This is a genomic window from Lacticaseibacillus sharpeae JCM 1186 = DSM 20505 (genome assembly GCF_001436225.1).
Taxonomy (GTDB): Bacteria; Bacillota; Bacilli; order Lactobacillales; family Lactobacillaceae; genus Lacticaseibacillus; species Lacticaseibacillus sharpeae.
Map to the genome: position 1 here is coordinate 22,781 of NZ_AYYO01000024.1, position 21,439 is coordinate 44,219.

The window sequence follows — 21,439 nt, forward strand, 5'->3', positions numbered from 1 at the left end:
CTCTCGCATTAATCTGCGGAAGGTCTTCCTTTACTAAATCAAGCTATTGATAAATGAAGTGAACAATCGTCGGTCATTCTTGCTCAGCTTACCAATTATTCGATATTCTGGTAAATCATCAATATCTAGTTCCGTATTTACATCAATCCAGGACGGTTTACGTAACCCGGCAAGTTGCCAATCATGTATTTCAAAGTACTTTGCTCGGATACGTTCAGACTTCGTTGCATACTTACTGGTTATTTTGAAAACGTGATCTTTTTCGTCCTCACCAATACCGTCAATAATCAGAACCGGTCTTCTCTTACCGCCATTTGCATCGGTGAACTTGACGAAAACAACTGCCACTTCATTAGTAGTCATCATCTTCATCCTCAAGCAAATAATCAGCAACTGCTTGCTTACCGCTGATTACAGGAATCTTAGCTTTAGAAACTGCCTGAGATAAACGGATATCCAAAACTTCATCCTCAGTAAGCTCAAGTGAAAATGGTATCTTGCCTTCTGCCGCAATTCTTTTCAGCAATGCATTAACCACTGACGAAACGCTGAAGCCCAGCCGATCTAAAACCAATCGTGCTTGTTCATCGGCATCCTTATCCACATTAGCCTGAAGCTTTTTCTTCGTTGCATCCACAATAAGCACCCTCTTTCACTCCAATATTACTCCATTATCAATCCGTATTCAATCACATTGAAGTGGATGACGAAAAAGGAGCCAGACCCCACAATTACCCGGTGTCTGGCTCCTATTTTCTGTTCCCCTGTTTCCACGACGCACTGAATACTACTCTGCTGCTGCCATGAGCGCAGTCATTCGCTGACTAATCTGATTGACGGCGAGGCGTGCTGTGTGCAAGTGGCGCTTGTTCACTGCGGTTGGTTTCACACGATACTCTTCCTGCGCCAAGTCACGGTCAGCATCGAGCGCACGCACATCTAGCTTAATGAGCCGCACGGTTTGTTGACGGAGCTTGGTGCTAAGAGCTTGGCGTCGCTGCGGATTGTTGGCCCCGGCCAGTAGTGCGTCGGTCCGAGCAATCTCTTTGCGTTGCCGCTGAATCTGTCCGTGCGCTGCGGTAATCCGCGCACGTAAAGCAGCGCGGACACTACTGGCCGCCTCTGCTTTATTGCGATTCATCGTGAAACCAATGCCGATGAGCAAAACGGAAATCATCAGCGCCATACCTCCCCAGATATAACGTGAACGGTTGTTGCTGTACATGGTATTCACATCCTAAACTTACTGCGATCCCCATCGCAATTGCTTACGAACTTATTATTACACAAAGGATATGATAATACTAAGGTTAAATTTTCTGCATTTTGGCGAATGCCGACCATAAGTAAATAACATGAATCAGCAAACCATGGCGGCAACTTTTCTGGCCATCTAGACCACATTTGGCCCTGTGAAACGCCGTAGAGTGGGTCTTGCCTTAAATATTCATTCACGGACTATCATACGAGTAGTTTTTACTTATACCTTTCCGAACCGCTTTTCGCCAAACTCGGCGCAAAAAAAGTTTTCCACTCCGCACAAAAACGGCGCGAACCCCTGCGAGTTTGCGCCGTCATCTGCGTTAATTAATCTTACTGGTTGTCGTTGTTCTGGTGCTTGGAGACGATGGAGTCAGCCTTGGAGCGGGTGCTGCTTACTTCGTCTTGTGCCTGCTGGAGCTGCTTGTCCTTCGCGTCTGCGTTGGCCTTGTTGTCCGCAGCTTCCTTCTTGGCAGCGGTGAGCTGGTTGTTCAGGTCGTTCACGCTGTTGTTCAGGGTGTCAATCTTGCTGTTCAGAGTAGAAATGGTGCTGTTAGCGGTGTTGACTTACTGCTGCTTAGCGTCAACTTCCTTCTGCTTGTCAGCAACCTTAGCGTTACCGTCCGCAATTGCCTGCTGCGTTTCCGTAATCTTCTGCTGGATCTGTGCCTGCAGGTTTGCTTCTTCGGAATCCTTCTGCTGCTTGAGCTGGTTGTAGCTGTCCTGCAGCTGGCTAACCTGGTTCTTCGCGTTGGTCAGGTCGCTCTGCGCGGTGGTCAGTGCGGACTGCACGCTTGCGAGCTGGCTCTTAGCATCCTTCAAGTCGCTTTCGGTCTGCTTGAGCTTGTCTTCCTTGGTCGTGATCATCTGGTCGAGCTTGTCGAGGTCCTGGTTGATGGCGGTCACGTCGTTGTGGCCAGCCCAGTAGGTGTCAGCGAACGTCTTCACACCGACACCGGCGAAACCTACGAGCACTGCTGCAGTAGCAACAGAAGCGATTTTAGCACCCAGGCCGAGTTTTGCAAAAGTCTTGAACATAATAATTTCCTCCATGGTCGGGCTACGTAGATTGGTTGTCGCTCGCAGTAGCACTCTTCGTTTTTGTTTTTAAGTTACGTTTTGTTTACAAGATACATTATGCCTGTTATTAAATTTAAAAGCAACCTAAATTGCGTAAAAAAGTAAGTAAAGAATTTGCAAACGTTGATATATCAACGTTTATCTGCAAATTTTCCCGTCCAAATGTATAAAGAAAAAGCTTGATGGTACTATAAGTTTTACGAATTTAGCCGTTTCACGTTGTAGAACCGGCGTTTTTTATTTCATTGGTAACATTTAGACCGACAATTTTGCTGAAAGTCGGTCGTGAGCATGCAGAAAATATTCATAAAATTACATTCAAAAATTTTGTGTAGCCAACAAAAAATCCCCTGCTTAACGCGCAAACCGGCGTCAAACAAGGGATTCAGCAGATATATTTTGATAATCCGTTCGTTACTCGTTGTTCTGTTTTACCCAATTAATGGATAACCGAACCATAACGTGACTAGTTAAACAGCTCCGCACTACCAGCTGGTACGTGTACCAGGTCGCGGGCAACCAGCTCCTCGGCAATCTGCACGGTGTTCCATGCAGCACCCTTCAGCAGGTTATCGGACACAACCCACATGTGGTAAGCACCGGGGTTCTCGACATCGGCACGGATGCGGCCGACGAAGGTGTCGCGGCTGCCTTCAGCGGTGATTGGCTGGGGGTAAATCTGGTGGGCAGGGTCATCCTGAACCACCACGCCGGCAGCACCCGTCAAGCTCTGGCGGATTTCGTCAGGGGTTGGCTGCTTCTCGGTTGTGAAGTAGACCGTCTCACCATGACCGATTGGCACGGGCACACGGACACAGGTAGCTGTGACCTTGATGTCCGTACTGTTCTTGTCGCCGTACATGATCTTCTTGGTTTCGTGGATCATCTTCCACTCTTCATGCGTGTAATCGGCATCCTCGAACACGTCAATCTGTGGCAACAGGTTGAATGCCAGTGGGTAGTGCTTCTTGTCACCCTTCACTGGCAGGATTTCTGCCTGCATCTCCTTGCCGTCAATCTTCTCCTGTGCTTCACGGTACAGTTCGTTGATGGCAGACTGGCCAGCCCCACCAGCTGCCTGGTAGGTGGAAACAATAATCTGGTTCAAGCCGAACTTCTGGCGCACTGGTTCAAGCGCAACGACCATCTGGATGGTGGAGCAGTTCGGGTTCGCGATGATCCCGTTGTGGTTCGCCAGTGCGTCTGGGTTAACTTCAGGCACAACCAAAGGCACGTTGTCGTTCATGCGGAAGAAGGAGGTGTTGTCGACACAGACAGCGCCGCGCTTCACCGCTTCGGGCAGCAGGCGTCCGGAGACGGAACCACCAGCGGAAGCCAGAACCAGGTCGACACCGTTGAATGAATCCGGCACGGCCTCTTCAATCGTGACGGGTTCACCCTTGAAGTAGAGGGTCTTGCCCGCGGACCGGGACGATGCGAGCAGGTGAATCTCGCCCACCGGAATCGTGGACTGTTCGAGCTGCTCGATCATGCGGGTACCCACCGCACCGGTGGCCCCCAGAATTGCTACTGTGTACTGCTTTGCCATAAAATATTTCCCCCATATCACCGGCACACGCGCCGGCTTATTCACTGCAAAATATTCGCGGTGTGTATTTTTGCGGTCCGCAACTGCGCAGCCGCTAACGATTTGGAACTTGAAACCCTAATATACCACCACGCGGAACTAGTGCGTGCGGACAAAATTCTGAATTCGCCGGATGCATTCTTCCAGGTTCGCCGTTGATGCGGCGTAGGACAGGCGCACGTAACCCTCACCCCCGGGACCGAAGACGGAACCAGGAACCAGCCCGACTTTGGCCTCCTTGGCGAGCGTGTAGACGAACTGCACGTCGTCGGTGCCGAACTGCGCCGGCATCTTGGCGAAAATGTAGAAGGCCCCGCCCGGTGTTGGTGCGTCGAAGCCGACTTCCTTCAGCCCCGCCAGCACCAGGTCACGGCGCTTATGGTAGACATCGCGCATCTTGGCCGCATCATCGCGCCCATTAACCAGCGCTTCGACCGCGGCCCGCTGCATGGGGCTGGCCACCGTTGTCACCATGTACTGGTGCATCTTGCCGACCTGCGCCGTCAGTTCCTTGGGTCCCGCCACGTAGCCGACCCGGTAGCCAGTCATCGCGTGGGACTTACTGAAGCCGCTGATGAGCAGCGTCTGTTCTGGCAGCAACTTGGCCAGGCTCAGGTGGTCTTCGTCGTAGGACAGTTCCGCATAAATTTCGTCAGACAGCACCAGCATGTCCGTCTGCGCAATCGCCGCCGCCAAGGCCTTGATCTGCGCGTGTGTGTAGGTGACCCCAGTTGGGTTGCCCGGGTAATTCAGCACGATTGCCTTGGCGTCTGGGTGCGCCGCCAGCACGGTCTGCAGGCGTTCCGGCGTCATGATGAACTCAGGAGCGGTGTTGACCTCGACCACGTTCATCCCGTTCATCCGGCCAATCGCGGAATAGAGCGGAAATTCAGGGGTCGGCACAATCAGCGTGTCGCCAGGGTTGAACAGACCGCCGAGGGCCGCCGCGATGGATTCCGTCGCGCCGACCGTCACGATAACTTCTTCAGCCACATACTGGCCGCCGAAGCGTTCGTTCAGGTACTTGGCCACGTTCTCACGCAGGTCCATGTAGCCCATGGACGGCGCGTAGTGGGACCAATCATCGCGGATGGCCGCTTCGGTGACGCGTTTGATGTGTTCGGGCACCGCAAAGTCGGGTTCGCCGAGCGTCAACTTGATGATTCCGGGAATGTTACTGATGTTCTGGTCAACCGCGCGAATTGCGGATGGTTCGATGGTCGCCAGCGCCTTGTTGCCAAGTTGCGCGAGCGCAGGTTTGAGTTCTGTCATGGTTACTTCTTTCCTGGGCAAATGCGGGGCATCTGCCTTTGTGCATGGGTACGAAAAATTTTACTTAAGCAGTGAATCGAGGCCAACAGTCAGGGCGTCAGGCAGGCCATTCACGCTGCGGATGGACAGGGCAATGCCCGCCATGAAGGAGGAGCGGTCGAAAGAGTCCTGGCGAATGGTCAAGGCTTCACCGGGGCCGCCGAAGATAACTTCTTCGGAGGCGTTAAACCCGGGCAGCCGGACTGCGTGGACCTGGATGCCGTCGATGTCCTCACCGCGTGCAGGCGCGTCGGACTTCGGTGCGCGTGGCTTGCCGGTGCGGGCCGCCGCAATCGCCTGCGCCGTGGCGCGGGCCGTCCCGGATGGTGCGTCCAGCTTGTCTTCGTGGTGGTATTCGAGCACTTCCGCATCGGGGAAGTACTTGGCTGCCTTCTGTGCGAACTGCATCAGCAATACGGCGGAAATACCGAAGTTAGGCACAATCAGCAAGTGGCGCTTGTTGGCTGCAGCCAGTGCCCCCAGCTTCTTGGTGTCTTCCGGCTGCAAGCCGCTCGTCCCAATCACAATGTCGTAGCCGTGGGTCAGGGCAAATTCACCGTTGGCCTTCGCGCCAGCCGGTGTCGTCATGTCCATCCACACGTCTGCGGGCACGTTGATGTCCTCATACTTGGTGAAGACGGGGAAGTCCGCCGGTTCTGCGCCCAGTGGGCTGAAGGCAGCAACTACTTCGAGGTCGTCGGTGCCCTTAATCATTTCCTGAATGCGCTGGCCCATTTTGCCGAACGCCCCAGCCAAAATAACTGTTGTCATAGTTAGATCCTTTCCAAAACTTGCGCAGCTTCATCAGCCGTGAGCTTAATCATTGGCAGCCGCATGTCTTCGTTGATTTCACCGCGGTGGGCCAGGAGCATCTTGATGGGCTCAGGAGACGGGAAGCGGAACAAGGCGTTCATCTTCGGCGTCAGGTCATCCATCAGCTCGTCGGCACTGGCAATGTCCTCTGCGCTTTCGGCAGTCAGGCACTCGAGCATCTCTGGCGCCAGCACGTGGCTGGCAACAGAAATCACGCCGGCACCGCCAACGCGAATGGCATCCAGCATCTGGCCGTCTTCACCGGTGTATACGGCAAAGTCATCCGGCGTGTTCTTGACCAGGTAGGCAATATCGTCGATCGTCGTGCACTGCTTAACGCCCTTAATCCGCGGGTGCTTAGCCAGTTCCACAATCGTGTCGTTGTCGATGGTGACCACCACGCGGCCCGGAATGTTGTACAGAATGACGGGCACGCTACTGGCGTCCGCAATCTTGGTGAAGTGGGCAATCATCCCCGCCTGGCTTGGCTTGTTGTAGTAAGGTGCGACCGCAAGCAAGGCGTCGACGCCGGCGATGGCACTAGCCTCCTTGGCCAGTGCCGCTGAGGCCGCCGTGCTGTTCGTTCCCACGTTGGCTACCTGCACCGCGTTTTTGCCCTTAAGCAATTCACCTACGTGCGTGAACAGCGCAATCTTCTCGGCGTGCGTCAGGTTAGGTGATTCACCAGTAGTCCCCGCAACGAGGAACCCGGTGACCCCCTCACCCAGCATGCGTTCAATCAGCGCGTCGAGTGCGGGGTAGTCAACCTCATCCTCAGTGGTAAAGGGGGTGACGAGGGCCGTGATAATCGGAACATTCTTAAACATCTTACTCTTCCTTTCGTAAGTGCAAGCCAGTGGCAGTGGTACTATTCGGCCATCCGGTGGGTCAAAAACTTGACGAAGCCAGACACTCCGGGCAGCAGTGCCGCCTCGTCCGGACTCATCTTACTGCTGTGCAGCGGGTGGCCGGGATCACCGACGCCCAGCCACACCATGGTGCCGGGGAACTTCTGCAGCAGGAACCCGAAGTCTTCACCGGTCATCGCGGGTGCAATGTCGGCAAAATCAATCGTTGCGTCCTGGCGCATGAAGGCGATGAGGTCTGCCGTCAGTTGCGGGTCGTTCTCCACGGGCATGTAGCCGCCCTGGATCAGGTTCAGGTCAACCTGCACGCCGTACGTCGCGCCGACCCCGTCCGCAATCGCCCGTACCCGCTTCTGCATCATCTCGATGTCCACCTGGCGGAACGCCCGGATAGTGCCGTCCAGGTGTGCGGACCCGGCGATGACGTTGCCGATGGTGCCCGCGTGCAGGTCGCCAATCGTGACCACGCCGCCCCGGACTGGGTCAACGTTGCGCGAAACCACGGTCTGCACCTGCATGACAAAAGCTGCCGCTGCAACTAAGGCATCGTTGGCCTGGTGCGGGAACGCCGCGTGGCCGCTCACCCCGGTGAAGGTCAGGTGAATCTCGGTGGTGCCGGCAAAAAGCGTGCCGAGCCGCGTGGCGATTTGGCCCGCCGGCAGGTCTGGGTTGTCGTGCAGGCCGTAAAATTCATCTGGCCGCCACTTACCCGCAAAAGCACCGGCATCATAGGCCCGCTTGCCGCCAAAGTCGTTTTCTTCCGCCGGCTGGAAGAAGAACACCATGTTATCGCGGGGCTGGTTCAAGGTGAAGTGTCGCAAAACGCCCAGGGCCACGGTCATGTGGACGTCGTGGCCGCACGCATGCATCTGCCCCGGAATCGTGGAGGCGAAGTCCAGCCCGGTCTCTTCCGTCACCGGCAGCGCGTCGATGTCCGTCCGGTAGCCAATCGTCCGCTGGGGATTGGTCCCGGCCAGGTGCACGAGGATGGCTGTGGGCACCGCGGGAATTCCAGTTACTTCCATAAAGGGTACCTGCCAGCTACCAATCAGTTTACGCAGGTATTCATGGGTGCGTGTTTCGTGTAGCGCGAGTTCCGGAATACGGTGCAAGTCTTCACGAATGGTACTGAGTTCAGCGGCGGTTAAATCTGGCATGGCGGTCTCCTTTATGCAGTTCGGCAAATATTACAGGTTACGCAGCGCGTCGATCAGCGCGGTCTTGCCTTCAGTCTTCGCGTCGATTTCCTTGATGACCTTAGCGGGTACACCAGCAACAACGGTGTGGGCAGGGACGTCCTTGGTGACGATGGCGCCGGCCGCAACGACTGCGCCTTCACCAATCCGCACACCTTCGAGCACAACCGCGTTGGCCCCAACCAGCACGTTGTCTTCAACGATAACTGGGGTTGCGGATGCTGGTTCAACAACGCCGGCGAGGACGGCCCCCGCACCGATGTGGCAGTGCTTGCCGACCGTTGCGCGGCCACCGAGCACGGCGCCCATGTCGATCATGGAGGCATCACCGATGAAGGAACCAATGTTGATGACAGCCCCCATCATGATGACGGCGTTGTCCCCGATTGCCACGTGTTCACGGATGATTGCACCTGGTTCAATCCGGGCGTTGGTGTGGGTAATGTCGAGCATTGGCACACCTGAGTTGCGCGCAGCAACTTCAACGTGCTGGGCGCTGATGTGCGCCGCGTTCGCTGCCAACCATGGCGCAATCACTTCGTTGTCCCCGAAGAGTCGGCCAGTCTTCACGTCGAGGAATGCTTCAACGCCAGCGGGCACGTCCGTCAACTGGTCCATGTCCCCCGCGATTGTGACCTGTACGGGCGTCTTCTTGGGTGCGGTCGCGATGTATTCGATAACCTTTTCTGCGTCAAATTGTTTAGCCATGTCTATCTCCTTATTGTGGGTAGTATCTGCGTGCTTTCAACTTACCTAAAATGCATTACGTCATTCCCATTTTAACAAGTTTGGTGCAGGGCGTAGTGAAAAATTGGGTGTTACTTATTAATTTTTGGTCAAGCGGGGCAAATTCTCATTTAACGCGGACGCCTAGCCCTGGTAATCCAGGTCGTGATCCGTTAAGTCCTCCCAAGTTTCGCGGCGGATAACTTCCTGGCTCTTGCCGTTTTCGGCGAAGACCACGGCCGGCCGCGGGTTGCGGTTGTAGAGGGACGCCATGGAGTAGCCGTACGCCCCGGTGCTCAATAACGCGATGATGTCACCCGGCTTGATGGCAGGCAGCTTGGCGTCTTTAATCAGGATGTCGCCGGATTCGCAGTACTTGCCGGCCAAGGTCACGGTCGTGGTTGCTGGCGCCGTGGCCTGATCCGCCACGACGGCCTGGTAGTCTGCCTGGTAGAGTGCGGGGCGAATGTTGTCGCCCATGCCCCCGTCGACAGTCTGGTACGTCCGCACGCCGGGGATGGTCTTGCTGGAGCCCGCCGTATACAGCGTGGTGCCGGCCGCGCCGACGATGGAGCGCCCTGGTTCAATCCAGATAGCTGGTGTGTCCCAGCCATTGGCGTGCGCGCCCTTCTCAATCACCGCCACCAGCGCGTCGATGAACTTATTGGATGCCAGTGGCTTGTCGTCATCCGTGTACTGAATGCCGAAACCGCCGCCGACGTCGAACACACGGGGAGTGAAGTGGTTCGCTGCCGCCAGCTCGACCAGCTTCTCGGCTTCGGCCACAAAGCCCTCGATTTCAAAAATCTGGGAGCCGATGTGGGCGTGCAGGCCGAGCAAGTCGAGGCTTGTTTCCGCCTCGGCCTTCTTGATGGCGTCAGCAACCTGGCCGGACGCCACGTCGAAGCCGAACTTGCTGTCAGCCTGGCCGGTCATGATGTATTCGTGCGTGTGCGCGGACACGGCCGGCGCAATCCGCAGCAGAATCTTCTGCTTGATGCCCTTGGCCGCCGCGAGCTTAGCCAGCCGCACCAGTTCGAAGTCGTTGTCGACGATGATGGTGCCCAGACCCACTTCCAGCGCGTAATTCAGTTCGTCATCGGACTTGTTGTTACCATTGAAGGACACGTTGGCCATGTTGAAGCCCGCTTTTTGCGCCGTTGCGATTTCACCGCCAGACACCACGTCGAGGTGCGCCTGTTCTTCAGCGGCCACCTGGAACATCGCCACGCTGGCGAACGCCTTGGCCGCATAGCTCACGGCGTAGTCCACGTTGTGCTGGTCAAAGGCCGTCCGGTACGCCCGGATGGCGCCGCGGATACGTTCCACGTCGTACACATACAGTGGTGTGCCATACTGCTGCGCCAGGTCGGTCGCGGGCACGCCGCCAATGGTCAAAGCACCTGCGTCGTTCGTCGTAAATGGAATTGTCATGCTAATTTCTCCTTAATTATCGTGTCTGAGTGTCGGATAATCCCCACCGCAACAACATATGTTTTTTGCAATTATTAATTAGCTAATATGGCACCACAATTCCGTCCGCGAACTGCGCCCGCCCTTAGCTAGAAGCGTTCGACCAGTTCCCGCTTGAGGCGGTCCTGGAAAATAATCGAGAGTTCCCACGGCGCGATGCCAATGTAATCCGCCCAGTCATCGAGGCGAATGGTCTTATCGCCATCGGTCCCGAGCACGGTCACCTTGGTGCCGACCGGCAAGTTGCCCGGCAGCTTGATCATCATGGCGTCCATGGCGAGTTTCCCCACAATCGGGCATTCCTGGCCGTTAACCAGGACGTGGAAGCCGGTGAGCTTCCGCATCAACCCGTCACCATAGCCCAGGGCCACGGTGCCAATCCATTCGCCTTCGTGGGCGTGGTAGATGTGGCCGTACGAGATACCGTCGCCTTCGTGCATTTGCTTAACGAAGACCAGTTCGGTTTCGAGCCGTTCAATCTGCTGCAGGTAGTCATCCTTGCGCAACTCGCCGAGGGAGGGTTCGATGCCGTACACGACGGTCCCGGCGCGAATGACGTCATGCGGGATTTCGTCCGCGTGGTACATCGCCGCCCCAGAGTTGGCCACGTGAATCATCGGTGGCTTCGGCAGCGTATCGGTCAGTTCGTGCCAGCGGGCCAGCTGCTTGTGGAAGTAGTCAACCTTTTCGGAGTCGGCCTGGGAGAAGTGCGTCATCAGGCCGTAGTAGGTGAACAAGCTGGCGTTGTCTTCCATGTAGTTCAGGCTCGCATCGATTTCCGCCCGGTCGCGGTAACCGATGCGGCCCATCCCCGTGTCCACTGCGACGGACACCCGCAGTGGCACATCGCCGTTAATGTACTTAGCGGCCTGGCCGAGCCAGTCGATGCTGGCGACGGTGGTGATGAAGTTGTTGGCCGCCGCAATGCCGGCGTATTCCGGCTGAATCAGCGACATGATGAGGATTGGGCAAGTGAAGCCGGCCTCGCGCAGGGCGAGTGCTTCGTCGATCACCGCCACGGCGAGACCATCCGCCCCGCCGTCAATCGCAGCCTTGCTGACTTCGAGCAAACCGAAGCCGTACGCGTTCGCCTTCACCGCGAGGAAAACGGTCTTGGCGTGCGCGGCCTTGCGTGTTTCTGCCAAGTTATGTGCAACCGCGGCCTTCGAAATCAGTAGCCGGGTTGGTCTGTTCTGCGCTACAACCATAAATATGTGCCTCCAAATGATTAGTGGGTCGCTGCCAGGCGGCGCCCCTTACTTGCTCTAAGCACTCCGCCCGAGCATTTACCCCCTAATTGTACCGCAGACCCCCATGCAGCACGGGGTTTGCGCCCAAATTATGAGCGATTTAAACGCAATGTGGGAATTCATAACAAGCTATATGCATTGTTTATGGATTACTGACATGTGTTCGCTTTAACTGGGCGGACTTGATACAATGAATGCAGGCACCGCACGGTGAAACGGAAGCGGAAGTATCTTCGCTCGCAAGCTCGCTACGAGTTAAGTTACCGTAATTGCTAAAGCAATAACGGTAACTAAAAACGGCCCCAGTGTCTGCGCGTACGCACATCCACTGGGACCGTCAGTTAATAGTCATTAGGAGTTGCGATAGCGCTCCGTCGAAAGTCGACGACAGTCCGCCGGCTATTAACCAGCGTCCCAGCTATGCACGCGTCAAGTGCACAACTTCGGCGGTGTCCCCTTTCGCGCGGCATCAATGTCCCTGACTGGAACTCCACCGTGCTAGTCTTGTCGACCGCAACCTCTATCAGATTATTTAATTATGTGACGCATTCCGTGTCACATTAATACTTTATTAGAGTACGACGACAAATTATTCCTGTCAAGCCTTGACAATAAATCGGCGAACCATTTAACTTAACATGGAAATACTTCGAAAGTGGGCAGTGTAAAAATGAAAGTTATCAAGTTCGGCGGCTCTTCTCTAGCTACCGGCGAGCAAGTCGCTAAAGCAATCAACATTATCATCGCAGACCCGGAGCGCCGGATTGCGGTTCTTTCCGCCCCCGGCAAACGGTTCAAGGGCGACACGAAGGTTACTGACCTGCTCGTTAAGCTCGCGGCCACCGTTCAGTCGGAGCAGGACACGGCACCGATTCGCAATGAGATCATCGCGCGGTACCAGGAGATTGCTGACTACTTCCACATCACTGACGACACCGTCGCGCACCTCAACCAGCACTTGATTGACCTCGAAACGGCGAGCTACCCCACCACTGAGCACCTGTACGCCGCATTCATGGCGCAGGGGGAGAACATGAACTCCCAGCTCATCAGCCACATCATGAACGAACAGTTCGCACCCACCCAGTTCGTTGACCCCAAGGAACTGGGTATGGTCGTGGCCGGTGCGCCCCGCGCGTCCGAGCTGGTTGAATCCAGTTACGCCAGCATCGCGAAGTTCCAGATTCCGGACGGCAAGCGCATTGTCGTTCCCGGGTTCTTCGCTTACGACAAGGACGGCAACTTGGCCACCTTCGCCCGCGGCGGCAGTGACATCACCGGCTCAATCCTCGCCCGCGGCTTCCACGTCGATTTGTACGAGAACTTCACCGACGTGTCCGCCATCTACGCCGTTGACCCCCACATCATCGACCACCCACGTGCCATCAACACGCTGACGTACCGGGAAATGCGGGAGCTGTCCTACTCCGGCTTCTCCGTCTTCAACGACGAGGCCATCATCCCCGTCATCCAGGGCGGCATCCGCGTCAACGTGAAGAACACCAACGACCCCGAAGCTCGTGGGACGTTCATCGCGCCAACCAAGGACGTGCGGCACCACCACTCCATCACCGGGATTGCGGTCAACAACGGCTTCAAGGCCCTGTACCTGCACCGCTACCTGCTGAACAAGGAAGTGGGGCTGACCCTCAAGATTCTGCAGATTCTGTACAAATACAACGTTAGCTACGAACACATGCCTTCTGGGATTGACGACCTCACCATCATCTTCGCCAAGGACCAGATCAATAACAGCCAAGTCGACGCGATGACCAGCGAAATCCAGGAAGCCATCAACCCCGACCAGCTCGAATGGTTCGATGATTTTGCCATCCTGATGATTGTCGGCGAAGGCCTGTACACCAAGCACGACCTCATCAGCAAGGTGCTCACCCGCCTGGCCGACGCCGGCATTGCGCCAACTATGATCAACCAGGGGGCCTCCCGCATCAGCACGATGATCGGGGTCGCCAGCGAAAGCGCCGAGACTGCGGTCCGCGTCATCTACAAGTTGAGTTCGGAAAAATAAATCAGCACTGTGATTGGGACAAAATTAATATCGCCGCAAAATTTGCGTGGCGGTGCTAATTTTGTCCCAATTTGTTTATCAGGCAGTTGACGAACCACTCATTTAGTCTTAATATGAGTTCAATCATTAATAATTAACGTGTTTGAACGTCCCACTTTTTGACGTTCATCCCGAAGATAAGTAACTTGTGGCAACGATGCAGAGAGCCGGGTCTGGTGCAAACCGGTACGTCAGCGCAAGTGAAAATGGTCTTCGCGCAGGTAGCCGGCGAGCAAGTGTAAGTCGACTACGGGTACGCCCGTTACAGCGTCGCTTATCGCACGTGCTTGCCGCGTGCCGTAATGCATGAGTGTTGGCGCGCCGCAAGACCGCCAGCAAAACCCGGGTGGTACCACGATAATTCGTCCCGCAATCCTAATTTTGGATTGCGGGACTTTTTTTATCCCCGCCCCTGACCACACACGTAATTCCAGGAGTTAACCCAATGACAAATATCTACCAGCAAAATGGCCTCACAAAACCGCCCAGCACGAACGCGGCACCCGCAGCCGCAGCAAAAATTCTCATCCTCAACCTGATGCCCAACCGCGCTGTGACCGAGCAGCAGTTCATCAGCATCTTAAGCCGGTCCGCCAAGCCGCACCAAGACCTCGCCGTCACGTTCTGTCTGCCGACCACGCACTTGATGCGCAAGCACGCTGCTGCCATCCACGCCGCCTACACCGATTTCGCCCGCATCAAGGACCAACACTTCGCGGCGCTGATTGTCACCGGTGCGCCGCTGGACCGCATCGCCTTTACCGACGTGGACTACTGGCCCGAGTTCCAGGAAATCCTCGCTTGGCGGCACACGCACGTGCAGCAGAGCCTCTTTCTTTGCTGGGGCGCCGAAGCTGCGGGGTACGCGGATGGCGTGTTCACCCCGTTGACCCTGGACCACAAAATCACCGGGGTCTACACGGCGGACGGCGTCACGATGCCGCAGTCGCGCTACTTCACGATTCCGCAAGATTCACTCACGCGCGGCCAGGTCGTTGCCGGTACCGATGCGCTCGGCGCCCTCATCGTCGCCGATGACCGCACCAATTCCACCTACGTTTCCGGTCACTTCGAGTACTTCGCCGGAACGCTGGCCGACGAGTACCACCGCGACCAGCGCAAGAACGGGGACGCGGCCCCCAAGCCGCAGCATTATTTTGCCCCCGACATGCGGCCCCAAGCGACATGGCAGACCAGCGCCACTAAGTTCTACACGGACTGGTTGCAGCAGCTCGCTGATTAAATTAATACCCACACACAACCGGACGCTTGCGTCCAAGAAGGAGTTCTATCATGGTCAAAATCGCAACACAACTAGCGCAAGGCACTAACGGCACGGACGACGACAAGACTGGCGCCGTCGTGGCTCCGCTCTATTTCTCCACGGCGTTCCGGCACCCCGGCCTCGGTCAGAGTACCGGCTACGACTACTCGCGGCTCGAGACTCCAACGCGGGAACTGCTCGAAAAACAGCTCGCCGCCATCGAACACGGCACCCACGCCTTAGCCGTTAGCTCCGGCATGGCGGCCATCGACCTCGTGTTCTCCGCGCTGACTAAGACCGGCGACCACTTCCTGTCAACCGATGACCTGTACGGCGGCTCCTTCCGCTACTTCGACGAACGCCAAGCGAATTACAAGATTAATTATGACAAGTGGAACGGCATTAACGTCGACGACCTGCTGCTGCAGATTCGCCCCGAAACCAAGCTGGTGTGGATTGAAAGTCCGTCGAACCCGACGATGAAGGTCATCGACATCGAGGGGGTCGCCAAGGCGGTGCACGCCATTCGGCCTGACATCCTGATTGCCGTGGACAACACGTTCCTCACCCCGATTTACCAGAATCCCCTGGACCTCGGCGCCGACATCGTGGTCCACTCCGCAACCAAGTACCTGGGTGGCCACAACGACATCCTCGCCGGCGCGGTGATTGTCAAAGACGACGCGCTATTTACCACCCTGACCAACCAGCTGACGACCACCGGCCAGACACTCGACCCGTTCCCCGCCTGGCTGCTGATTCGCTCACTGAAGACCCTCGCCGTACGCATGGCGGGCCACACGAAGAACGCCCAGTATCTCGCCGGCAAGCTGCCAACTTTGCCCGGCATCGACAAGGTGCTCTATGCCGGCGTTGGCGGCATGATCAGCTTCTACCTAGCAGACAACTACAACGTCGACACGTTCCTGCGCCACCTGCAAGTCTGTAGCTTCGCCGAAAGTCTCGGCGGCGTGGAGAGCCTCATCACCGTGCCGTACATTCAGACCCACCACGACATGTCCGTTGAAGACCGGCTGCACCTGGGCATCACGCCCCAGCTCATCCGCTTCTCGGTGGGCCTAGAAGACCAAGACGATTTGCTAAGCGACATTACACGCGCTGTCGCAGCCGCTAAAGAATAACCACAGGAGGTAACACCCATGCACGATTGGACCAAAATCATCAAAGCAACCACCGTCGCGGACAAGGAAACCGGTGCGGTGAACACGCCGATTCAACTTTCATCCACGTTCAACCAGTCTGACTTCGACCACTTCGGCGAATTCGACTACTCGCGTTCTGGTAACCCGACGCGCAAAGTCGCTGAAGAAGCCGTCGCCACGCTCGAAGGCGCCAAGTACGGCTTCCTGTACAGTACCGGGATGGCCGCCATCAGTAGCGTGCTCCTCACCTTCAGCCAGGGCGACCACCTGATTGTGTCGAAGTTCGTCTACGGGGGCACCTTCCGCATCTTGGAACAGGTGCTCAACCGCTTCGGCATCGACCACACCTTCGTGGACTTGACTGACCTGGACGCTGTGCGCGCCGCCATTCAGCCGAACACCAAGGCCATCTACATCGAAACCCCCAGCAACCCCGTCCTGTCCGTGACCGACATCCCCGCGATTGTCGCGATTGCTAAGGAAAAAGGCCTGCTGACGATTGCCGACAACACCTTCATGTCCCCCGTCCTGCAGAAGCCAATCAGCCTGGGCGTGGACATCGTGGTGCACTCCGCCACCAAGTTCCTGGCTGGGCACTCCGACATTGTTGCCGGGGCTGCAATCACGGATAACAAAGAGCTGGCCGACCGCATCTACTTCATCCAAAATGCGGTGGGCGCAACCCTCGGCGTGACCGACGCCTGGCTCCTGCTGCGGGGCATCAAGACCCTCGGCATCCGCATGCAGCAAAGCAGCAGTGCCGCACTCAAGATTGCCACCTGGCTCGAGCAGCAGCCGCAAGTCACACGTGTCTGCTTCCCCGGCCTGAAGAGTAATCCGGGCTACGAAATCCAAAAGCGCCAAGCCGTCAATGGCGGTGCCGTCCTCAGCTTCGACGTTGGCAGCGAGGATAACGCGCGCATCGTGGCCGAAAACACCAAGATTCCTGAATTCTCCGTTTCCCTCGGCGGCGTTGAATCCATCCTGTCCTACCCGCCAAAGATGAGCCACGCGGAACTCGACGCCGCTGAACAGGCGAAGTCGGGGATTACCCCAGGTTTGCTACGCTTTAGCTGCGGGATTGAAGACCCAGACGACCTCATCGCCGACCTCAAGCAAGCACTGGCCCTGATTCCGGAGGCATAATATGACGCAAATTAACATCGGCTTACTCGGCCTGGGCACGGTTGGTTCCGGGGTCGTCGCCATTTTGCAAAAAAATCAGCCGCGGCTGGCGGTGCTCGACGCCCACGTGGTGAAGGCGGCAGTGCGCACCATTACGCCGGCACGCCAGGCCAAGTACCCCGGCATCGAACTAACCACCGACACGCTGGCCGTCGTGGATGACCCCAACATCGACATCGTGGTCGAAGTCATGGGCGGGGTCGCGACCACCTACCCGCTGCTGGAGCGGGCCATCAAGAACGGCAAGCACGTGATTTCCGCCAACAAGGACCTGCTGTCCGTCCACGGCGTGCAGCTGGCGCAACTGGCCAAGGAGCACCACGTCGGCCTCTACTACGAAGCCGCGGTCATGGGCTCCATCCCCATCCTGCACACCCTGGCCAATGCCTACGCCGGCGACACCATCACCCGCGTGGCCGGCATCGCGAACGGCACGAGCAACTTCATCCTCACCCAGATGGTACGCGCTGGTAGTTCGTACGCCGAAGCTCTGCGTCTGGCGCAGGAGAAGGGCTTCGCGGAGAGCGACCCGACTAACGACGTGGAAGGCTTCGACGCCGCGTACAAGTTGCTCATCTTGAGCCGCTTTGCGTTCGGCATGACCCCCGCACTCGGCGACGTGACGCGCCAGGGCATCACCACCCTCACCCGCGCCGATTTTGCCGCCGCCTCCGTCTGGGGGTACACCATCAAGCCGCTGGCCGTAGCGGCGATGACTAATGGGCAATTGAACCTGACCGTCAGCCCGCACCTGGTGCCAGCGGCCCACCCGCTATCCGCCGTATTCGACGAGAACAATGCGGTTATGATTGACTCGGTCAACACCAAGCAGATCACGATGACCGGCCCCGGCGCGGGTTCACTGCCCACCGCTAGTTCCGTCATCGCCGACCTCATCACCATCGCCTCGGCCATCCGCGCCGGCATTGAGCCCGCCCCATTCGTCGATGCGGCCACCCCGAACACGATTGCCACCGCTGATCAGCGGGTCAGTGAACGGTTCGTGGTGCTGCACAGCGAGACCCTGCAGGCTGATCAGGCCGCGGCCAACCTCGACATCGGCGGCAAGATGATTTCGGGTGAAGGCTCCATCTTCATCCACACGCCGGCGATTAGCGATACGCAGACCAACGAACTGATTGGCAAGATTGAGCGCACCAAAGACTTGCAGCTGGTGCACATTCTACCGATATTCGGGTAAATTTGAGTAGCGAAAAGGCGACCAGATAATTCTGGCCGCCTTTTTGGCTGCAAATATTACGCTAATACCCAATCATACTGCTTGAGGTATTCTGAGTTCTCTGGATTATTACCACGCGTTGGTCTTTCTGTGTGTGCTAGCTGATAACGCATATCTTTCTCCAAAAGCATGTGCGCCGGAATGCCCGTAACTTCTTCAATCGATAGCGCCACGGTCGGCGAGATAAATGCCTTCCGATGCAACACCTGCGAAAGATGTTTCTCCGACACACCAATACGCTTGGCAAAATCAACTTGCGAGATGTGCCGGAATTGAAGCGTTTCTGCTATTGTATCTGCTGCAGAGTACTCAGCTAAATCCGACGGCACAATTTTATTTTTACGATTCAGCATAGACATGCCTCCTTAGTGGTAATCTTCAATTTCCAAAATGACAATTGTGACTATTTCCGCCGTTTTTATCGAGAGCTGATCATTGCGGTCATAGCCTTCGAAAATCAGCCGCCAGTTCGGGCCAACATCAACTGCAAACTGATTCTGGCGGTCACCATGAAGTGGGTGTAATCGAGCAGGAGGAAGGCGGGAGATATCGTCTAATGTCCTTGCAGCCTCAAAATCAGAAAGTCGTTGACCAATTCGATTAGCACGGTCGCGCCCATAGGCTTTCACTCGTAATCTGGAATCGCTAAGAATTTTTGTAAGTTTGGTGGTTTCGCCAAAATACTCCATTTCTTTACCTCACACGTAAAGATTATCATATTTTTCGAGGCTTCTCAACCTCATAGTCTGAAAAATGCATTAATTGCTCAAGGCTTACGGTGCTGCCGTCAACGTCCACGTAATGTTACCCTCTTTGCCGTAGTTGCCGACCTTCACCTTAGGGTACGGCGCCATGTTCAACGTCACGTTCGTCACCGCCGTGCTGTTTGGTGTCTGCGTCCCCGTGTAAATCGGTGTGTCCTCCCCGTTGTCCGGGAGCGTCACCGTCTGCTTGCCGGTGCTGTCACCCTTAGCAAAGTCGAACTTGATACTGGAACTGCCAGCAACATAGTCACTGCCGAGGTCAAAGGATGGCAGATTGGCGGTCAATGTAAACTGCGCATCTTGCGGTAGCTGCATGACGATTCCGCTTTGCTTCAGCGCATCCGCGTTCGCTGCGGTGTTGCTGAGACCGGTGAAGCCGCCAACCACCTGGGCCACAGTCAGTTTTGGGAATTCGAAACTCGGTACTGCATCGAGGGATAACGGCCGTTCCTTAACCGCCGGCATGTCGGCAGTAGTTGAGAGCACACCGTTGTCCCCGCCGACCGTACCGGCGTCGATGGTTTCGGCCGGGCCGAGTTTGGTGGCGATGGTTTTAGCAGTTAATGTCTGGCCTTTGTCATCCGTATTGGCCATGTCCTGTCGGTGGATTCCTTGGACCCGCAACTGTTTCACATAAAAAACCGTCTCGCCATTCTTTAACTGAAGCACGGTTGGATCAATCGCTACTCCGCGCAAGGTGTAATCGCCGTTAACATTGTGTACTTTAACTTCTGCCGTCATGTCTTGTACTGAGTCAATGATAAAACCGTAGTTACTACCCGCTTTTAGGATTGCAGACAGCGTACCGTCTGCGGCTGCGGGCCAGGACTGACGACTTGTCGCGCCGTTATATTTGATTGAGAATGCCTGATTGTACTTTTCTTCAATGTAGGCATCATGCTTTAATTCATTACCAGCCGTATCCACCAAGCTGGATTCAAAACTATTATCCAGCAAACCCGGAATGTTCTGGAAGGCCACTACCCCGTTCTCAAACTTAACCCCCGTGGCCGCCGTGAACCCCCAGTTGAGCTTCGTGCTCCCGAAAATGCTCTGAATCTGGGCGTCGCTCCAATGAATTGACCGAGTAACTTCCGTGCCACTTGGCGTCCCATTAGGGTTCTTCAACTTAATGGTGTACGTGAACGTCCCGCCGTCACCTTCACGCACATACTTAATGTCCATCTGGTGCCAAGCGCCGTTGTTCAGCGCGCCCTGGGATACCAGGTCGAATTCACCGACACCGGTTGTTGAGCCGTCGACGTCTTCGTACTTGCTGCCACCGTTTGCAAAAGCAAGCATCTTGTTGTATTCAATCGTCTTATTATTTAGAGCGTCATAACTAGTATGCTTCACTATTCTGTATTGGTTCTTCATGCCGGGATAACCCCAAGCAATGTAATTTTGATTTATGCTAGTACCATTACTTAAAATATAGTCCGTTTCCGCCGTTGAGCTATATTTCACCTGATTGTAAACCGCCGTATCCCACTTGTAGTCGGCGTTGGCGTTAGTATCAATGGCAACAGCAAACGAGTTCGGCATCCCATCTGCGGTCTTGGTAGTCAAATTGCCCCAAATGCCCAGCGCACCACCACCCGGATAGATTATGCTTGGCTTTGCCTTTGTCATAACAAAGGCAATCCCATCCCCGGACTCCGTTTTACTGTCCTCTTTACCAAGATAGAACTGCATGGTGGCGTTAAAGTTCTTTGTTAAATCGAGTTCATTCCCAGCTGTATTCCAAATAGAACCTGACTCGGATTTGGTTGTTCCATCAGAATTTTTTTCGGGCGTAGAATTGGTGAGTTCAACCCCAATGTCCGCACCCTTGGAGTTAGTCAGCACGGTTGAACTTGATCCTTCAAGTTTAGCAAAAATATCGTTGAACGGCACAAACCCGGGCGCAACCCCAATACTGGTCGGCATTGGGTAACTGTTCCCGTCCCACGTATAGCCAAAAAACTGTTCTGGTGATTGTTTTACAATTTCTTCATTGACCGCCTGCGTGCTAAATCCCGGCGCCACCAGCATGCCGGCCACCACTGTCATGATTAAAGTTTTGAGTTTACTGTGCTTCATAATTACACCTCTCGTCCGCGCCGATTACCGCTGAATGCTCGCATTAATCTTTCCCCAAGTTTGATTATCAACCCCGAGCGCGAGCTAAGACGTGCATATTGCACAAACTA

Annotated in this window: 21 protein-coding genes and 1 riboswitch; of the genes, 5 read left to right on the forward strand and 16 right to left on the reverse strand. The window is 55.7% G+C overall.

What is annotated here, in order from left to right; translation table 11 throughout:
- Nucleotides 1–33 precede the first annotated feature (33 nt).
- The 13 genes from FC18_RS06165 to alr form a co-directional block, all read right to left on the reverse strand.
- Nucleotides 34–366, reverse strand: a complete 333-nt coding sequence (locus FC18_RS06165) for a hypothetical protein (RefSeq protein ID WP_054678514.1) — start codon at nucleotides 364–366, stop codon at nucleotides 34–36.
- A complete protein-coding gene (locus tag FC18_RS06170) occupies nucleotides 353–637 on the reverse strand; it encodes a type II toxin-antitoxin system RelB/DinJ family antitoxin (RefSeq protein ID WP_054678511.1) in 285 nt (94 codons plus the stop codon). Before FC18_RS06170 ends, FC18_RS06165 begins: the two co-directional genes overlap by 14 nt.
- Nucleotides 638–787: 150 nt before the next feature.
- Nucleotides 788–1,225, reverse strand: a complete 438-nt coding sequence (locus FC18_RS06175) for a hypothetical protein (protein WP_156300891.1) — start codon at nucleotides 1,223–1,225, stop codon at nucleotides 788–790.
- A 368-nt stretch (nucleotides 1,226–1,593) separates the two neighbouring features.
- Nucleotides 1,594–1,764, reverse strand: a complete 171-nt coding sequence (locus FC18_RS12050) for a hypothetical protein (RefSeq protein ID WP_156300890.1) — start codon at nucleotides 1,762–1,764, stop codon at nucleotides 1,594–1,596.
- A gap of 63 nt (nucleotides 1,765–1,827) precedes the next feature.
- Nucleotides 1,828–2,298 carry a hypothetical protein gene (locus tag FC18_RS12195; protein ID WP_054678506.1) on the reverse strand — a complete coding sequence of 157 codons (471 nt, stop codon included), beginning with the start codon at nucleotides 2,296–2,298 and terminating at the stop codon, nucleotides 1,828–1,830.
- A 508-nt stretch (nucleotides 2,299–2,806) separates the two neighbouring features.
- Complete coding sequence (locus tag FC18_RS06185) at nucleotides 2,807–3,889, reverse strand: aspartate-semialdehyde dehydrogenase (protein WP_054678504.1); 1,083 nt, start codon at nucleotides 3,887–3,889, stop codon at nucleotides 2,807–2,809.
- A gap of 138 nt (nucleotides 3,890–4,027) precedes the next feature.
- Entirely contained in the window at nucleotides 4,028–5,200 is a 1,173-nt protein-coding gene (locus FC18_RS06190) for an aminotransferase class I/II-fold pyridoxal phosphate-dependent enzyme (protein WP_056975750.1), read from the reverse strand.
- 60 nt (nucleotides 5,201–5,260) lie between these two features.
- Nucleotides 5,261–6,010 carry a 4-hydroxy-tetrahydrodipicolinate reductase gene (gene dapB, locus FC18_RS06195; protein ID WP_054678501.1) on the reverse strand — a complete coding sequence of 250 codons (750 nt, stop codon included), beginning with the start codon at nucleotides 6,008–6,010 and terminating at the stop codon, nucleotides 5,261–5,263.
- A 2-nt stretch (nucleotides 6,011–6,012) separates the two neighbouring features.
- Entirely contained in the window at nucleotides 6,013–6,879 is an 867-nt protein-coding gene (gene dapA / locus FC18_RS06200) for a 4-hydroxy-tetrahydrodipicolinate synthase (RefSeq protein WP_056975752.1), read from the reverse strand.
- Between the two features lie 41 nt (nucleotides 6,880–6,920).
- Nucleotides 6,921–8,075, reverse strand: coding sequence for an N-acetyldiaminopimelate deacetylase (locus tag FC18_RS06205; protein ID WP_054678498.1), 1,155 nt, complete (start codon nucleotides 8,073–8,075; stop codon nucleotides 6,921–6,923).
- Nucleotides 8,076–8,105: 30 nt separating this feature from the next.
- A complete protein-coding gene (gene dapD, locus FC18_RS06210; RefSeq protein ID WP_054678495.1) occupies nucleotides 8,106–8,822 on the reverse strand; it encodes a 2,3,4,5-tetrahydropyridine-2,6-dicarboxylate N-acetyltransferase in 717 nt (238 codons plus the stop codon).
- 162 nt (nucleotides 8,823–8,984) lie between these two features.
- Nucleotides 8,985–10,268: a diaminopimelate decarboxylase gene (gene lysA / locus FC18_RS06215; protein ID WP_054678532.1), complete on the reverse strand. Its 1,284-nt coding sequence runs from the start codon at nucleotides 10,266–10,268 to the stop codon at nucleotides 8,985–8,987.
- A gap of 134 nt (nucleotides 10,269–10,402) precedes the next feature.
- Nucleotides 10,403–11,521, reverse strand: coding sequence for an alanine racemase (alr, locus tag FC18_RS06220; RefSeq protein ID WP_056975754.1), 1,119 nt, complete (start codon nucleotides 11,519–11,521; stop codon nucleotides 10,403–10,405).
- A gap of 398 nt (nucleotides 11,522–11,919) precedes the next feature.
- A riboswitch (Lysine riboswitch) is annotated at nucleotides 11,920–12,094 on the reverse strand.
- A gap of 139 nt (nucleotides 12,095–12,233) precedes the next feature.
- Here alr and FC18_RS06225 point away from each other — a divergent pair.
- The 5 genes from FC18_RS06225 (at nucleotide 12,234) to FC18_RS06245 (ending at nucleotide 18,444) form a co-directional block, all read left to right on the forward strand.
- On the forward strand, nucleotides 12,234–13,592 hold the full coding sequence (locus FC18_RS06225) for an aspartate kinase (protein WP_056975756.1): 1,359 nt from the start codon (nucleotides 12,234–12,236) through the stop codon (nucleotides 13,590–13,592).
- A 484-nt stretch (nucleotides 13,593–14,076) separates the two neighbouring features.
- A complete protein-coding gene (locus FC18_RS06230) occupies nucleotides 14,077–14,874 on the forward strand; it encodes a homoserine O-acetyltransferase/O-succinyltransferase family protein (protein WP_054678487.1) in 798 nt (265 codons plus the stop codon).
- 50 nt (nucleotides 14,875–14,924) lie between these two features.
- A complete protein-coding gene (locus FC18_RS06235; RefSeq protein WP_054678484.1) occupies nucleotides 14,925–16,037 on the forward strand; it encodes a trans-sulfuration enzyme family protein in 1,113 nt (370 codons plus the stop codon).
- Nucleotides 16,038–16,055: 18 nt separating this feature from the next.
- Nucleotides 16,056–17,204 carry a trans-sulfuration enzyme family protein gene (locus FC18_RS06240; protein ID WP_054678481.1) on the forward strand — a complete coding sequence of 383 codons (1,149 nt, stop codon included), beginning with the start codon at nucleotides 16,056–16,058 and terminating at the stop codon, nucleotides 17,202–17,204.
- A 1-nt stretch (nucleotide 17,205) separates the two neighbouring features.
- Nucleotides 17,206–18,444, forward strand: a complete 1,239-nt coding sequence (locus tag FC18_RS06245) for a homoserine dehydrogenase (protein ID WP_056975758.1) — start codon at nucleotides 17,206–17,208, stop codon at nucleotides 18,442–18,444.
- Between the two features lie 56 nt (nucleotides 18,445–18,500).
- Here FC18_RS06245 and FC18_RS06250 read toward each other — a convergent pair whose 3' ends face one another.
- From FC18_RS06250 to FC18_RS06260, 3 genes are all read right to left on the reverse strand, one after another.
- Nucleotides 18,501–18,836 (reverse strand): helix-turn-helix transcriptional regulator, encoded by a 336-nt coding sequence (locus tag FC18_RS06250; RefSeq protein WP_156300888.1) that lies wholly within the window; start codon nucleotides 18,834–18,836, stop codon nucleotides 18,501–18,503.
- 12 nt (nucleotides 18,837–18,848) lie between these two features.
- The gene (locus FC18_RS06255) at nucleotides 18,849–19,172 is read right to left on the reverse strand and encodes a type II toxin-antitoxin system RelE/ParE family toxin (protein WP_054678474.1); all 324 of its coding nucleotides are present in this window, start codon (nucleotides 19,170–19,172) and stop codon (nucleotides 18,849–18,851) included.
- Nucleotides 19,173–19,256: 84 nt separating this feature from the next.
- Complete coding sequence (locus FC18_RS06260) at nucleotides 19,257–21,329, reverse strand: lectin-like domain-containing protein (protein ID WP_054678472.1); 2,073 nt, start codon at nucleotides 21,327–21,329, stop codon at nucleotides 19,257–19,259.
- Nucleotides 21,330–21,439: the final 110 nt, after the last annotated feature.